Source organism: Shewanella halifaxensis HAW-EB4, from assembly GCF_000019185.1.
Taxonomy (GTDB): Bacteria; Pseudomonadota; Gammaproteobacteria; order Enterobacterales; family Shewanellaceae; genus Shewanella; species Shewanella halifaxensis.
Genome location: NC_010334.1, coordinates 1,879,199 through 1,892,016 on the forward strand (window position 1 = coordinate 1,879,199; position 12,818 = coordinate 1,892,016).

The 12,818-nt window shown below is 43.9% G+C and carries 15 protein-coding genes; 9 read left to right on the forward strand and 6 right to left on the reverse strand.

Annotation, left to right across the window (positions count from 1 at the left end):
- The first annotated feature begins 122 nt into the window (after positions 1 to 122).
- The 4 genes from SHAL_RS08095 (at position 123) to SHAL_RS08110 (ending at position 2,444) form a co-directional block, all read left to right on the forward strand.
- Entirely contained in the window at positions 123 to 440 is a 318-nt protein-coding gene (locus SHAL_RS08095) for a putative signal transducing protein (RefSeq protein WP_012276663.1), read from the forward strand.
- Entirely contained in the window at positions 440 to 799 is a 360-nt protein-coding gene (locus tag SHAL_RS08100; protein ID WP_012276664.1) for a rhodanese-like domain-containing protein, read from the forward strand. The genes SHAL_RS08095 and SHAL_RS08100 overlap by 1 nt, the downstream gene beginning before the upstream one ends.
- Before the next feature lie 36 nt (positions 800 to 835).
- The gene (locus SHAL_RS08105; RefSeq protein WP_012276665.1) at positions 836 to 1,747 is read left to right on the forward strand and encodes a precorrin-2 dehydrogenase/sirohydrochlorin ferrochelatase family protein; all 912 of its coding nucleotides are present in this window, start codon (positions 836 to 838) and stop codon (positions 1,745 to 1,747) included.
- A 151-nt stretch (positions 1,748 to 1,898) separates the two neighbouring features.
- Positions 1,899 to 2,444, forward strand: a complete 546-nt coding sequence (locus SHAL_RS08110; protein WP_012276666.1) for a YaeQ family protein — start codon at positions 1,899 to 1,901, stop codon at positions 2,442 to 2,444.
- Positions 2,445 to 2,544: 100 nt separating this feature from the next.
- Here the strand turns inward: SHAL_RS08110 and SHAL_RS08115 are convergent, their stop codons facing one another.
- From SHAL_RS08115 to SHAL_RS08125, 3 genes are all read right to left on the reverse strand, one after another.
- Positions 2,545 to 3,984: a carbon starvation CstA family protein gene (locus SHAL_RS08115; protein ID WP_012276667.1), complete on the reverse strand. Its 1,440-nt coding sequence runs from the start codon at positions 3,982 to 3,984 to the stop codon at positions 2,545 to 2,547.
- Between the two features lie 135 nt (positions 3,985 to 4,119).
- On the reverse strand, positions 4,120 to 4,830 hold the full coding sequence (gene btsR / locus SHAL_RS08120; protein WP_012276668.1) for a two-component system response regulator BtsR: 711 nt from the start codon (positions 4,828 to 4,830) through the stop codon (positions 4,120 to 4,122).
- A gap of 3 nt (positions 4,831 to 4,833) precedes the next feature.
- Positions 4,834 to 6,507, reverse strand: a complete 1,674-nt coding sequence (locus SHAL_RS08125) for a sensor histidine kinase (protein ID WP_012276669.1) — start codon at positions 6,505 to 6,507, stop codon at positions 4,834 to 4,836.
- Positions 6,508 to 6,747: 240 nt separating this feature from the next.
- Between SHAL_RS08125 and SHAL_RS08130 the strand changes: the two genes are divergently transcribed.
- The gene (locus SHAL_RS08130) at positions 6,748 to 6,990 is read left to right on the forward strand and encodes a YecH family metal-binding protein (protein WP_012276670.1); all 243 of its coding nucleotides are present in this window, start codon (positions 6,748 to 6,750) and stop codon (positions 6,988 to 6,990) included.
- A gap of 185 nt (positions 6,991 to 7,175) precedes the next feature.
- Here the strand turns inward: SHAL_RS08130 and SHAL_RS08135 are convergent, their stop codons facing one another.
- From SHAL_RS08135 to suhB, 3 genes are all read right to left on the reverse strand, one after another.
- Positions 7,176 to 7,466 (reverse strand): PilZ domain-containing protein, encoded by a 291-nt coding sequence (locus tag SHAL_RS08135; RefSeq protein WP_012276671.1) that lies wholly within the window; start codon positions 7,464 to 7,466, stop codon positions 7,176 to 7,178.
- A 194-nt stretch (positions 7,467 to 7,660) separates the two neighbouring features.
- A complete protein-coding gene (locus SHAL_RS08140) occupies positions 7,661 to 8,068 on the reverse strand; it encodes a phosphate-starvation-inducible protein PsiE (RefSeq protein ID WP_012276672.1) in 408 nt (135 codons plus the stop codon).
- A gap of 220 nt (positions 8,069 to 8,288) precedes the next feature.
- A complete protein-coding gene (gene suhB, locus SHAL_RS08145; protein WP_012276673.1) occupies positions 8,289 to 9,089 on the reverse strand; it encodes an inositol-1-monophosphatase in 801 nt (266 codons plus the stop codon).
- A gap of 156 nt (positions 9,090 to 9,245) precedes the next feature.
- Between suhB and trmJ the strand changes: the two genes are divergently transcribed.
- From trmJ to SHAL_RS08165, 4 genes are all read left to right on the forward strand, one after another.
- On the forward strand, positions 9,246 to 10,001 hold the full coding sequence (gene trmJ / locus SHAL_RS08150; RefSeq protein ID WP_012276674.1) for a tRNA (cytosine(32)/uridine(32)-2'-O)-methyltransferase TrmJ: 756 nt from the start codon (positions 9,246 to 9,248) through the stop codon (positions 9,999 to 10,001).
- 25 nt (positions 10,002 to 10,026) lie between these two features.
- Positions 10,027 to 10,848, forward strand: a complete 822-nt coding sequence (gene cysE / locus SHAL_RS08155; RefSeq protein ID WP_012276675.1) for a serine O-acetyltransferase — start codon at positions 10,027 to 10,029, stop codon at positions 10,846 to 10,848.
- A gap of 196 nt (positions 10,849 to 11,044) precedes the next feature.
- Complete coding sequence (iscR, locus tag SHAL_RS08160; RefSeq protein ID WP_012276676.1) at positions 11,045 to 11,506, forward strand: Fe-S cluster assembly transcriptional regulator IscR; 462 nt, start codon at positions 11,045 to 11,047, stop codon at positions 11,504 to 11,506.
- Positions 11,507 to 11,588: 82 nt separating this feature from the next.
- Complete coding sequence (locus SHAL_RS08165; RefSeq protein WP_012276677.1) at positions 11,589 to 12,803, forward strand: IscS subfamily cysteine desulfurase; 1,215 nt, start codon at positions 11,589 to 11,591, stop codon at positions 12,801 to 12,803.
- Positions 12,804 to 12,818: the final 15 nt, after the last annotated feature.

Genomic DNA, 12,818 nt, shown 5'->3' on the forward strand with positions numbered 1-12,818 from the left:
GAAAAAGCAGCGCTCGACAGGCTTGATGATTTAGCGTTAGCATGTAAACCTATTTTTTAAATAGCGCTTATAGTGTCTTAACCCTAAATTTGCCAAATAGAGCAATAGCAGTAGGAAATAACATGGAAGAGCAAACACGATTAGTTGCAGCAGGGAATCTGCTAGAGGCTCATACCTGGAAGGGTATGCTGGAGTCTAGTGGCATACAGGTTGAGTTAAAAGGAGAGGCGCTATTGGGTGGTGTTGGCGAATTACCAACGGGTATTCAAAATGTTGAGCTTTGGGTCGCAGAGAGTCAATATGAAAATGCTAAGACTCAAATGGCATCACTAAATGCGCAATGTCCCACATGGAAGTGTGTCAATTGCCATGAAATTAATGAATCAAGTTTCGAGCTCTGCTGGAATTGCAGTGCCGAACGCAGTGAGAAATACAGTTAATGAAACATAATCCGGCGTTTTTAGCTTTAGTAGAAAGTATTTTACCTCAGATCACCGAAGTGACAGTTGAGCAATATCAGTCGATGGCAGGCTGGGATTTACTTGACGTTCGAGAAGACTCGGAGTGGCAACAAGGCCGCTTACCTAATTCACAACACCTAGGACGTGGTATTATCGAGAGAGACATTGAAACGCGTTTTCCCGATAAACAAAGCCCATTGGTTTTGTATTGTGGCGGTGGCTATCGTTCAGCACTGGCTGCAAATAACCTTCAAGTTATGGGTTATTCGAAAGTGGTATCGTTGGCGGGTGGTTATAAAGCGTGGCTTGAGCGAAAATTGCCGATAGAACACGACTAAACAAGTCGTAAACTATCGCAAAGGTACAGCTCATCAATGCAATATTTTCCGCTATTTATAGATACTCAATCACTTAAAGTACTTATAGTTGGGGCTGGTGATGTTGCCAGCTGCAAACTCGATCTGCTTAGCAGAACAGATGCGAATATTAGGGTTATTGCCATTGATGCATGCCAAGATGTTCTCAATTACGCACAGAGCAAGCGTATTAGCCTTGCGCTGCGAGCGGTCAATGAGTCAGATATTAAAGACTGCGATTTAGTTTACCTTTGCACTGCCAATACCGCGCTCAATGAGCGTCTTGCTGAAATAGCTAAAACGCAAGGGATCTGGGCTAATGTTGTCGATAACCCTAAGTTTTGCCGTTTTATCACCCCGTCAATTGTCGACAGAGGTCGATTACAAATTGCCATCAGTACGGCGGGCGCTGCGCCAGTTTATGCTAGAGAGCTTAGATCCCGTTTAGAGTCTTGGTTGCCACTTTCTATTACACCGCTGTTTGACTTTATTGCTGAGCGTCGAGAAGAAGTACAGCAACGCATACCGGTTTTTAAGCATCGAAGGGTATTCTGGGAGCAGTTTTTTAATCGCAATGCTTCCCGCTTTGACTCGGAAACTGAACGTCATTACCAAGAGAGTTTTGCTTCTAAGTCATCAATAGGGGAGTTAGTCTTGATTGATTGCAGTACTCCCGCAGACTTATTACCTATTGGCGCTATGCCCTATCTACAGAAAATTGAAGTCACCTATTCAAAACAACCTGTGCCTTTTGAGCTTAACGAATTGCTAAGGCGAGATGCGAGTTTTTCTTGCTCTTATAATGATGAGAGCATTGGGCTACGACTCGCTGCAGGCGAATCATGCCTAGTCTATGGCGATACAGATGAGGTTTTAGGTTTAGCTCGTCGCTTTCCTAATGCCAAGTATTTAAAGCCAGGTAGCTTTTAACTCTAACTTACGAACACCGATATCGATGGGTATTCGCTTTCAGGAGATAATGAGAGTGCGTATTGGTATGGGGAGTTTTTAATTCTCGATTGTGTGCTCATCGCTTGATTTGAGGTAGACTTGGCGCAAACTCTTTTGTGAAACACTCCTAATGGCTAAAAAAGCTACCGTATATAAAATTGCAATCCAAATCGCCGATATGGATCGTGGCTATTATCAAGATCATCAATTGACCGTTGCACAGCACCCGTCAGAAACCGATGAGCGCATGATGGTCAGATTACTTGCTTTTGCCATGAACGCCAGTGACTCACTGACGTTTAGTAAAGGACTGTGTGTTGATGACGAGCCAGAACTTTGGGATAAGTCTTTATCAGATGAAATTAACCTTTGGGTTGAGTTTGGTCAAAGCGATGAGAAGTGGCTGCGTAAGGCTTGTGGCCGTGCTAAAGAAGTGCAACTGATCACTTATGGTGGTCGTAGTGTGCCTATCTGGTGGAAACAAAATGAAGCAGCATTTGAGCGTTATGACAACTTAACCGTTTGGAATATTCCAGAGGACTCAGTTAAAGCGATGGGGCAATTAGTGGGTCGCAATATGTCTTTGCAGTTTAATATCTGTGAAGGGCAGATCTGGATCTCTGATAATGATAACAGCGTACTGGTTGAGCCTGAACTACTCAAAGGCGATAAGTAAGCTTACCCAATCCGCGGCGATATTAGCGAGCAACCCAAATTATGGGTATTAAAAAGCCAGTCAAATGACTGGCTTTTTTACACTTCAAATCAAATTTCGATTAAGCCTCTTCAGCTACAACCTCTATTTCACCTTTGCCTTTAGTTTTTACAATAATCAAACCAGCAATGATGAGGGTTGATACGATACCTGCAACTGTCGATATAGTCATTGGTAAACCAGCACCTAGCGTTGGTGAGCTGAGTAGGAAGCTAATTACAACGGTAGTCATAAACATGGCTGGAGCTGTACAGATCCAGTGGAACTTATTATGACGAAGTAGATAAGCAGAAGCTGTCCATAACATCATTACCGCGGTAGCTTGGTTTGCTACACCGAAGTAACGCCAAATGACACCAAAATCGACTTGAGTAAGTAATGCACCTGCAACAAATAGTGGGATGGCAAACATTAAACGCTTTGGTAGCTCTGTTTGTGGCATTTTGAAGAACTCAGCCAAAATCAGACGAGCACTACGGAACGCGGTGTCACCCGAGGTGATAGGCAATACGATTACACCCAATACCGCTAAGAATCCGCCTACTGCGCCTAGAAGACCAGTAGATGCTTCGTAAACCACGTTTGCAGGGTTACCCGCCATGCCAGCATTTAAGCCTTCAACACCGCCGAAGAAAGACAAGGCAATAGCACACCAGATAAGTGCGATAATACCTTCACCAATCATTGCGCCGTAGAATACAAAGCGGCCATTCGACTCGTTTTCAACACAACGTGCCATGAGGGGTGATTGAGTTGCGTGGAAACCAGAAATTGCACCACAAGCGATGGTGATGAATAGGGCTGGCCATAATGGCATATCGTTCGGATTAAGGTTGGTTAGGAAGTCACCTGCTTCAACACCAGGAAGTAAGGTATGTTCACTAGAAACAATCAACGCGATAGTTAAACCAACTGACATGAACACCAGTAATGCGCCAAAGAAGGGGTATAGACGACCAATAATCTTGTCTACAGGAACGATTGTTGCGAGCAAGTAATATACGAAGATGATACCAACGAAAATGCTTAAATCCCAACCTGTCAGCTTAGCTAAAAGGCCAGCTGGAGCTGATATAAATACCACACCAACTAATAGCAGCAAGATAATCGCAAACACGTTCATAAAGTGCTTAGCACCTTTACCTAGGTATTTACCGGCAAGGCTTGGTACTGACTCGCCGTTGTTACGTATTGATAGCATGCCAGAGAAGTAATCGTGAACGGCACCAGCAAAAATACAACCGAGTACGATCCAAAGCATCGCTGCAGGGCCGTAAAGTGCACCCAGGATAGGGCCGAAGATGGGTCCTACACCTGCAATATTGAGTAACTGGATTAGGTAAACTTTACCTTTAGAGATAGGGACGTAATCGACACCGTCAGTCTTGGTGAAAGCTGGGGTTTGACGCTTTGTATTGATGCCAAAAACCTTTTCGACAAATGCGCCATAAATAAAATAGCCACCGATTAACAGACCGATGCATAGAAAAAACCATGTCATAATATTAACTCGCTAAACTTAAAATTGTGCGGAGTGTAAACTTATTTATGGCTTCGGAAAGTTGCAAATAGCTAAGCGGTCAAATTGCTAAGGTCAGTGGTTGTATGCTGACCTTAGCGGTTGAACTTTTTATCGTTACTGGAACCCAAAAAGTTGTTTGAGTTGCTTCAAGTAGCGCCTAGATACAGGAACCTTAGCGCCAGAGCGTGTTGTTACCTCGGCGCCAGCCTCTTGCAGTTCGATTTCGGCAATGGCTGTCGGGGCGATTAAATACTGCCGGTGACAATAGATGAGTGAGGTTTTTTCCTCCAGTACTCTGAGTGTCATATGGGTATGTACAAGTTCGTTGCTGGTTACAACGTGCACGCCGCTCATATCGCTATAAATAAATTGCACCGAGTCGGTTGCTACGACCTTTAATCTGTTGCCACAAAAGCAGGGAATATGCTCAAGCTTCTTGCTGGCGATAGGGCCCAGTAGTTTCGGCGTCAAATCTTTACGCAATCGCGCTAAGGTATTAGCAAAGCGAGTATCTTCAATCGGTTTCAATAGGTAATCGAAAGCCTGTTTCTCAAATGCTGTGATGGCGTATTCATCAAATGCTGTCACAAACACGATTCTTGGTAAGTTATCAGGATCCAGCATCGTTGCAAGCTCAAGGCCTGATATCTTCGGCATCTGAATATCTAAGAAGATTAGCTGAGGTTTAAATTTTGTAATGGCTTGCATAGCCTCTACGGCATTGCTGCATTGAGCTAACACTTCAAAGTCAGGTTCATTCTCAAGCAAAATCGCAAGCTCGTCTCTGGCGTAAGGTTCGTCGTCAATTATGATGCAGCTAATCAAGGTTTAAGATCCCATTATAGGTAGGTGAATACTGATTGTAGTGTATTGGTTCGGCTCAAACTCAATGGCAATACCGAACTGAGCGCCAAACATGTTTTGAATTCGCTTATCGACGATATTCATGCCTAACCCTTCGCTATCGGTCTTGGGTTTATAAAGGCCTGCATTGTCTGTGACAGAAAGCAGTAATGTCTCATCGGGGAGTTGCTCACCTTTAACCGTGATGATGCCTGAACTTAGCATGTTTGAAGTGCCGTGTTTGACCGCATTCTCGATGATTGGCTGCAGGGTAAAGGCAGGAAGTTTGCAGTGCAATAAAGATTTTGGAATATCGATATTGACCGTTAACTTATCGATAAAGCGTGCTTTTTCGATAGTCAGGTAGGAGTCGATATGCTCAAGTTCGTCGGCTAGCGTGACGAGGCCTGTGGTGCGTTTTAAGTTGATCCGCAAAAATTGTGATAGATTCTGAATAAGTTGACGCGCCGTATCGGGATCGCGGCGGATAATTGCTGCGATAGTATTTAAGGCATTAAATAAAAAGTGTGGATTTACTTGAGCCTGCAATAATTTAAGCTCGGCTTGAGTGAGTAAGTTTTGCTGAGCGGCAAAGCGGCCATAAAGGATCTGGTTTGATAGTAGTCGGCCGAGACCTTCGCCTAAGGTTTTATTGATATTGAGAAACAGCTTTTTCTTCGGCTCGTACAGTTTGATGGTTCCGATGACTTCGGCATCAGATCTAAGCGGGATCACTAAGCTGGACCCTAGCTGACAATTGTTTGATATTGAGCAGGAGTAGGGGACATTGACACCATCTGCGAACATGACTCTGTCTTGCTCAATGGCATCTTGAGTTATTTTCGAAGAGATAGGAGTGCCAGCGATATGGTGATCGTCACCAATGCCGATAAAGGCTAGAAGCTTTTCAGTGTCGGTGATTGCAACTGCGCCGACTTGGGTTTCCTCGATTACAATTTGTGCCACTTGCTTGCTTGTTTCTTCGTTAAATCCGGTAGATAGAATACCAACACTCCGCTCTGCAATACGTAGAGATTGGGTCGAAAATACCGATGACATCTTGTCATACATGGCTTTTTGGTCGCGGATAATGCTCATAAATAGCGCTGCACCTATGGAGTTAATCAGTAGCATTGGTAGCGCAATTTGTTCCACTAAAACCCAAGCGTCAGTAAATGGTTTTGCTACCAACAAAATAATTAGCATCTGCATGACTTCGGCTGCAAAGGTAATGATGCATACCATCAGTGGCGAATAGATAAGCTCCTGTTGGCCAATTCTACGTAGATAGTAGCTAAATAAGCCCGCAGAAAAACCTTCTAGTGTTGTAGAGATAGCACAGGCCAAATCGGTAAAACCACCCATGCTGTAACGGTGTAATCCGCCCGTCAGGCCAACTAATAAGCCTGTGACGGGGCCTCCGAGTAATCCTCCGAGTACGGCGCCCATCGCTCGAGTATTGGCAATGGCGTCATTGGTTTGCTCACCAAAGTAGGTGGCCATGATGCAAAAGCCTGAGAAAATGAAATAGATATAAATTTTATGTGGTAAGCGAGTCGCGGCTTCGGTGAAGACTTTAAAGAAGGGAGTTTTACTCACAAGGTAAACAATTACCATATACAGGCTCATCTGCTGTGTAAGTAACAAAATTAGCGACATGAAAAACTCACTTTGAATAGTAATGTGATATTAGCTGTATAGACTTGGTTATCATCAACGAAGCTGCCGATAGCTAGTTTACGCGGTTTATGCAAAATCAAATACTTAATATAGTGTGCATCATGGCTATTTTCCTACAAAAATTGAGTAGGAATGGCGTGAGTGCTAACCAGGTCAAAGTTTTGTGCTCTTAGATAGCGTATAAAACGCCTAATATATGCAGCTTATTAAAGAGGGAATATGTCAGAATCTATCCATGGTCACCAAGTAATGGAGCTTATGCTTGCTCACGGTCAATCATTAACCAAAGAAGCACTTAAGGCACTTATGCACAAAGAGTTTGGTGAGCAGGCTCATTATCACACATGCTCGGCTCAAGAGATGAATGCTGATGAGTTAATCGCTTTTTTAGAGAAAAAAGGCAAGTTTATCCACTCTGAAAATGGTATCGAGACCGCTGCAGATAGGATCTGTAATCATTAACGATAGAATGGTTTTTTAAACCAGAGCTTAATTTTAATGATTTGGTAGGTTAGCTTTAGTCACCTCAGCGAGCTTACCCATAGAAGCCTCGTTATTGTGAACCCCTGCGCCAGCATGTTCTAACCAACAAGCCTAACAATGTTAGGCTTGTTTTGTTTCCAGCAAAGGCTCTTTTTTGTGAAGCATTAAATAAGCTGTAAAGCGATATGGAAGGTTAATTCTTCAGGATTTGTGCAGCGACAAACTTGTCCCTTTATGGTGTTTTGGTTATCGCAGCCTTCATTAAAGGTGATCTCTATTAAACTTCCTAACGCAATCTCTTGTTTGTGCTTTAGCAGAGCGCCGTGACGTGAAAGATCGATGCAAATAGCGGAGTTCAATTGTGGGTTAATATCATCATGCACTTTGATCGCGACTGATTCACCTTCCATGTCGAGTCTTTTTGAGGTCCGTCTTTCTTCTTGATAGTTTTCCATACTATTTCCTCATTCCTTTGTTTACTTTTCTCAATCATCTTGATGTAGCAGTGTTTACATACAATGTCTGTTTAACTGTAAATGTAATAGCTTATACAATAACGCTATCACATAAAGTAGTCGTTGCTGTATTTTAAGCTAGGTTTTTTGATCCCAGAATTAAAACGCTCGAAGAGGGCTTCGAGCGTTTTGGTTTACAGTTCGTCTTCTTTGCGACGTGGGTAAGGCAGTTTTAATTGGCCCCAGCGGATCACAATAACGGTGCCTGCTAGGATAAGCGTAGACAATGAGATGGCAGCAATTCGCCAATCATCCATCGCCTTCATATCCAGAATCAAATAACGCGCCAGCGCAACAATAGCAATGTATAGCGGCATACGGATAGGCAGTTTGCCTGATTCAGCGTAATGCGACACCATCGCCAGTACTTCCAAGTAAATAAACAATAATAATAGATCGGCAAGCGTAACCGCCCCTACATCAAATATATGTTTAATCTCTTGCCCAATCGCGACGACAGTGGCGATGGCAATAATAATCAATACTAGATGTTCTATGGCTTTGATGCTTGTAATACCATATTTTCGATACATTTTATCCATGATGCTCCCTAATGCAGTCGTTTGATAAATGGTACCAGTAAATGGAAAAGTTGTGACATTCGCTGTGTGATGTTGTTCACAATTGCGTTTGATATTTGTCTTTGTAATACCAAAGGAAATTTTCTTAGGTAATAAGAGTTTAGAGCATTACTGTCAGTTTTGAATTTTAGGCATAAAAAAACCGCCTTAATAGGCGGTTATTATCGTCAACTTAAACAGATTAACGTTTAAGTGCTTCGCTCAATAGTGGGCGGAATGTCTTAACAAGTGCTGTTGTTATCTTTGGAGAACCAGCAACAATGTTACCTGACACTAGGTAGTTGTGGTTACCAGTAAAGTCAGTAACAGTACCGCCAGCTTCACGTACGATCAGATCGCCAGCAGCGATATCCCACGGCTTTAGACCAATTTCAAAGAAACCATCTAAACGGCCAGCAGCAAGGTAAGCAAGATCAAGAGCTGCAGAACCAGCGCGACGTAAGTCCGCAGACTGAGTAAATGCTGCTGCAAACAACTTCATGTAAGTTTCAGTGTGTTGCTTAGCTTTGAATGGGAAGCCAGTGCCGATGATGGTTTCGCTTAACTCTTTGCTCTTAACACGGATGCGGAAATCGTTAAGTTTAGCGAATTTACCACGAACAGCAGAGAACAACTCGTCGCGAATAGGATCGTAAACAACAGCGACTTCGGTTTTACCTTTGAACTGCATCGCAATAGATACAGCAAAGTGAGGAATACCTCTTACGAAGTTATTAGTGCCATCCAGAGGGTCGACAATCCATACGTAATCTTTGTTAGTTCCTTTGTTCTCACCAGTCTCTTCACCAATAATAGTGTGGTCTGGGTAAGCCTTACGGATCTGATACGTGATTGCAGCTTCAGCTTCCTTGTCTACGTTACTTACGTAGTCGTTAACACCTTTAGAGGTGACTTCTATACGGTCTAGTTCCGCATAGGCGCGTACAATAGTTTGGCCGGCAGCGCGAGCAGCGCGCACAGCAATGGTATGCATTGGAAGCATTGCAAATCCCCTGGATGTAAAAGAACGGATATAAATTATCGGAGGCGGATTATACCCGATTTGACGGTTATATCAAATGCTGATTTTTGTATAAGCAAAATGAGTCGCTTGTGGTAACATTCTTTCACATGTTCTCTCAGAAAATTAAGTAGTTTCATGCTCAGCAATATTCGCGTCGTTCTTGTCGGTACTTCCCACCCAGGGAATATAGGTTCTACAGCCCGTGCTATGAAAACCATGGGGTTATCCACTTTATATCTTGCTGAGCCAAAGGTTGAGCCGGATGGTCACTCGATCGCGTTAGCGGCGGGTGCATCGGATATTCTAAAGCATGCGATTACCGTAGGCTCTGTAGAAGAAGCCATTGCAGATTGTAGCTTAGTGATTGCAACCAGTGCTCGTAGCCGCACGTTAGACTGGCCGATGCTTGAGCCACGTGAAGCGGGTGAGAAATTAGTTGGCTCGGCATTAACCGGCCCTGTTGCTATCGTATTTGGACGTGAAAATAATGGCCTGACTAATGAAGAGCTGCAACGTTGCGATTATCACGTTGCTATTCCGGCTAACCCTGAATACACCTCTTTGAATCTGGCACAAGCAGTGCAGATTATCTGTTACGAGGCGCGAGTTGCGCATCTAGCTCAAGTAGAGAGCGGCGTTGAACCTGCACCTGTTGATGAAAATGATGAAGCGTATCCATCTTCAAGAGAGCGAGAGAATTTCTTCGAGCATCTCGAAAATACGCTGTTGTCGACTAACTTTATCGTTAAGAATCACCCCGGCCAAATAATGACTAAGTTACGTCGTTTATTCAGCCGTACCCGAATTGAGCGCCAAGAGATGAACATCTTGCGTGGTATATTGACCTCGATTGATAAAGTCGTTGACAAGACTGAGACTAAAGATAAGTAAGTAGCGCTAAAAAGGAAGTAGCTAAATGGGTGTTATCGCAAGACTGAAAGACGACATAGCCTCTATTTACCATAGAGATCCAGCAGCAAACGGAACCATTGAAATCTTATTCAATTATCCGGGAATGCAAGCGATTTGGATCCACAGGGTAAGCCATAAACTCTGGGTTAGAAATTGGCGACTTTCGGCGCGATGTTTATCTACCTTCTCTCGATGGTTAACCGGGGTAGAAATACACCCTGGTGCCACCATAGGTGATCGTTTCTTTATCGACCACGGCATGGGCGTAGTGATCGGGGAAACGGCAGAAATCGGCAACGACTGCACCCTTTATCATGGGGTAACCTTAGGTGGTACGACTTGGCAGTCGGGTAAACGTCACCCCACATTGGGCAATAATGTGGTGATAGGTGCTGGAGCCAAGATATTGGGCCCGATCACCATGAACGATGGTGCCCGCGTTGGTTCTAATTCTGTGGTGGTTAAAGATGTGCCTGTCGACACGACAGTGGTGGGTATTCCTGGCCGCGTTGTGGCTACGCCGTCGGCACAATCAAAAGAAACCTCCCAGCGCCGCACTGAAATGGCAAAGAAATATGGCTTCGATGCCTACGCGGTATCGCCTGATAATCCAGATCCCGTCGCCAATGCCATTGGGCAGATGCTTGATCATATGCATCTAATGGACTCTAAAGTTCAAGAAGTCTGCCAGGCTGTGCAAACTTTAGGCGGAAGTGTCTGCACTGAAAAACTACCGGAGCTTGATGTTGAAGATTTTAGTGATGCAGAAACTGCGGCAGCGCAGAAACGTCAGAAGTCTTTAGATGAGTTTGATCCCATTATATAGATTAATGTGCGCCTAAAATCCCAATTAGCATTGAATCTTGCCTAATAAACAGGTTAAATACCCCAGCAAAATGACGGGGTATTTAATTCCTGTCATGATCCTATTAATACCTGACCAAATAGCTAGGCTTAATACTTGACTGAAACGGTCGGGTATGTTGAAATTAGCTTATGCTTTTTTGGGAGACGTAGTAGCCATGAAACTTACATCGAAAGGTCGGTACGCAGTAACTGCAATGTTAGACGTTGCCATGCACTCAACCAATGGTCCAGTACCATTGGCCGATATTTCCGAGCGTCAAGGGATCTCTCTATCTTACCTCGAACAACTCTTCGCAAAACTCAGAAAAAATGGCTTGGTTTCAAGCGTCCGTGGACCTGGTGGTGGATATCGCCTAGGTACAGACGCCTGTGATATTTCCGTTGGAATGGTTGTACGCGCGGTTGATGAGTCCGTTGATGCAACGCGCTGCCAAGGTCAAGGTAATTGCCAGAGTGGAACTCGATGTTTAACCCATTCGCTTTGGGGAGATTTAAGTAATCAAATTTCTGATTTCTTAAATGGCATATCGTTAGCAGGATTGATGCATAAAAGAGATGTGCAGTTTATCTCAGTTAAACAGGATAAATTGCAACAGGAACAAAGAGTAAGTATTTAACTGCCTTTGTTATGAATATAAAAATTATTTTTTGTACGTTGTAAGTGGTCTCAGCTAGAGGCTACAAAGTACGGAGTGTGTGATGAAGCTACCTATCTATTTAGATTATGCTGCGACGACGCCGGTTGACCCTCGTGTCGCAGAGAAAATGATGCAATGCCTGACAATGGATGGCATTTTCGGTAATCCAGCGTCTCGTTCTCACCGTTACGGTTGGCAAGCTGAAGAGGCTGTTGATATCGCTCGTAACCAAGTCGCTGATTTGATTAACGCCGATCCACGTGAAATCGTGTTTACTTCTGGTGCGACAGAGTCTGACAACTTAGCAATTAAAGGTGTTGCTCACTTCTATCATAAGAAGGGTAAGCACATCATCACTAGCAAAACTGAACACAAAGCAGTGTTAGATACTTGCCGCCAGCTTGAGCGTGAAGGTTATGAAGTGACTTACCTTCAGCCAGAGCCAAGTGGTCTTATTCCTGTCGCTATGATTGAAGCCGCCATGCGTGAAGACACTATTTTAGTGAGCATCATGCAGGTGAACAATGAAATCGGTGTGATTCAAGATATCGATGCGATTGGTGAGCTATGTCGTTCACGCAAAATCATCTTCCACGTCGATGCGGCGCAAAGCGCTGGTAAATTACCTATCGATGTGCAAACCACTAAAGTCGATTTGATGTCTATCTCTGGACATAAAATGTACGGGCCTAAGGGTATTGGTGCACTTTATGTTAGCCGTAAACCACGCATCCGCCTAGAAGCTGCTATGCATGGTGGTGGACATGAGCGTGGTATGCGTAGTGGCACGCTTGCGACTCATCAAATTGTGGGTATGGGCGAAGCCGCGGCCATCGCTAAAGCCGATATGGTCGTTGATAACGAGCGTATTGCTCGTCTACGCGATAAGTTATGGAACGGCATCAAACACATCGAAGAAACCTATATTAATGGTGACGTGGAAAAAAGAGCCTGTGGTAGCCTAAACGTCAGCTTTAACTTCGTTGAAGGTGAGTCTTTGATGATGGCATTGAAAGACTTAGCGGTATCATCGGGTTCTGCCTGTACTTCTGCAAGCCTAGAGCCAAGCTATGTGCTACGTGCGCTAGGTCTTAATGACGAGATGGCTCACAGCTCTATTCGATTCTCAATCGGCCGTTTCACGACTGATGAAGAGATCGACCATGCAATAGAAACGATTAAAGAATCTATTGGTAATTTAAGGGAAATGTCTCCGCTTTGGGAAATGTTCAAAGACGGTATCGATCTGGACTCAGTCCAGTGGGCACATCACTAACCTTAGCTTAATTCA